The organism is Pseudomonas sp. SDO55104_S430, assembly GCF_054070595.1.
On sequence record NZ_JBSVXG010000414.1, the window covers coordinates 1 to 2,510 of the forward strand.

The window sequence follows — 2,510 nt, forward strand, 5'->3', positions numbered from 1 at the left end:
GGAAACCAGATACCCCGCGGCGGTCTTGAATCCATCGCGAGCAAGCTCGGCTCCTACAGGTTTATGGTCGTCAACGATAACGCGGGAAACCAGATGCCCCGCAGCGGTCTAGAATCCATCGCGAGCGAGCTCGGCACCTACAGAGGGATCCGCAAAAGGCCCCATCGTTTCACCCTGCGAAATAGTGGATTGCAATCCTTGTGGATTCTGCCGCCGCCGTTTAGAGGAGAAGATAGCGCTCACGACGCAACCCTCACCACTGGCGCAAGGAGACACCCGATGGACGAAGTCACGAAAGCGCAATCCTCACCCTGGCATGAAGGCGAGTTGACCTTGCAGCGCAGCGTCGGCGCGGTCGAGATGATGGTGGGGGTCGGCCAACGACAAATGTCCCGGGCGTGGATGCCGGACCAGCATCGCGAGTTCTATGCGCAATTGCCGTTTGTGATTCTGGGTGCGGTGGATCCTCAGGGTGATGTCTGGGCCACGATTCGCACCGGCCAACCCGGCTTCATGCATTCTCCGGAACCGGAAATCCTGCACATAAAGCTTGAGCCGCAACTCAATGATCCGGCGCAGCAAGGCATGAAAGCTGGTGATGCCATCGGCATGCTCGGCATGGAATTGCATACCCGCCGGCGCAACCGCATGAATGGCAATGTCCAGCGCGAGCTGGAGGATGGCATCGAAATCGCCGTCACCCAGGCCTACGGCAATTGCCCGCGTTATATCAATCTGCGTCAGTACGCCTTCGTCGAAGAGACGCTCGACATTGCCCGCGAGTTGAGTGCGACTGACGAGATCGTGCGTCAGATGACCACCACGGCCGATTCGTTTTACGTCGCCACCTACGTCGAGCGCGACGGCCAGAATCAGGTCGACGCTTCCCATCGCGGCGGCAAATCGGGTTTCGTGCGCATGGAAGAAGACGGCGCGCTGACCATTCCGGACTTCTCCGGCAATCTGTTTTTCAACACCCTGGGCAATATCCTGCTCAACCCCCGGGCCGGGCTGGTGTTCATGGACTTCAAGAGCGGTGACCTGCTGCAGATGACCGGCACCGCCGAGGTTTTGCTGGATGATCCGCAGATTGCCGCGTTTCAGGGCGCCGAGCGGCTGTGGCGTTTCAAGCCGCAGCGCATCGTTTACCGTCAGGCGGCGCTGGCTTTGCGTTGGGAAGACAAGGAGGAGGGTGAGTCGCCCAATTCCCTGATGACTGGCAGTTGGCAGCAGGCGGCCGAACGCTTGCAGGCCGAGGCCATGCGCACCCACTGGCGGCCGCTGCGGGTGGCGCGCATCGTCGAGGAAAGTCCGAGTATCCGTTCGTTCTATCTGGAGCCCGATGATGGCATTGGCCTGCCGGGGTTCGAGCCGGGGCAACATGTGCCCGTGAGGATCCTGCCCCACGGGCAGCAGGCGCCGTCGATTCGTACCTACAGTGTGTCCAGCGCTCCGTCGGATGACTTCCTGCGTATCAGCGTCAAACGCGACGGGCTGGTTTCTTCGCATCTGCATGAGCGAATCCAGGTCGGCGACTGGATCGAAGCACGCGCACCCCAAGGGCATTTCTCCGTTCACGCGGCCGAGCGGCGTCCACTGGTGTTGTTGGCAGCCGGTGTCGGTATCACGCCGTTGCTGTCGATGCTGCGGGAAGTGGTTTATCAGGGTAAACGCATCAATCGCCTGCGCCCGACCTGGCTGGTACAAAGCAGCCGCGCCGTGGAGGACCTGGCTTTCCGTGAGGAAATCGATGAGCTGGTCACACTGGCAGGGGGCAGGGTCAAGGTGTTGCGCGTAGTCAGCCAGCCATCCACCGACGGCTCCGGCGGAGAGTATGACAAGGCCGGCCGGATCGATGTCGAACTGCTCAAGACCGTGCTGCCGCTCAATGACTACGACTTCTACTTGTGCGGACCGGGGAGCTTTACCCAGGCCTTGTACGATGGCTTGCGTGCGCTGCGCATTCCCGATGATCGGATTCACGCCGAAACCTTCGGCCCGTCCACTTTGGTCCGTGACGCCGAAGTCACCGTGCCCGCCGCGCAACAGACACCGGCTTCAAGTGAGCCGGTGAAAGTCCTGTTCTCCACCGCCGGCAAGGAAGCTCGCTGGGAACCGGGCAACGGAACCCTGCTGGAACTGGCCGAAGCCCGCGGCCTGAACCCCGAATTCAGCTGCCGCGGCGGCTCCTGCGGCACCTGCAAAACCCGTATCACCAGCGGTCAGGTGCACTACCTCAACACCCCGGACCAGGGCCTGGCCGCTGATGAAGTGCTGATTTGCTGCGCCGTCCCGGCCCAAGGCAGCGAACCTCTGGTGCTCGACATCTGAACCAGTAGGAGCGAGCTTGCTCGCGATGGTCGTCAACGATGACGCGGGGAACCTGATTCCCCGCGGCGTTCTCTGGTGCATCGCGAGCAAGCTCGCTCCTACAGGTGATCGTTGTCGGGCCCGAAATCTGCCTTTCTGTGGGAGCGAGCCTGCTCGCGATGGTCGTCAACGATTACGCG

Annotated in this window: 1 protein-coding gene; it reads left to right on the forward strand. The window is 61.6% G+C overall.

All coding sequences use genetic code 11. From position 1 onward, the window contains the following. Window positions 1–279 precede the first annotated feature (279 nt). Window positions 280–2,331 carry a 2Fe-2S iron-sulfur cluster-binding protein gene (locus ACW9JE_RS30230; protein WP_457434851.1) on the forward strand — a complete coding sequence of 684 codons (2,052 nt, stop codon included), beginning with the start codon at window positions 280–282 and terminating at the stop codon, window positions 2,329–2,331. Window positions 2,332–2,510 lie beyond the last annotated feature (179 nt).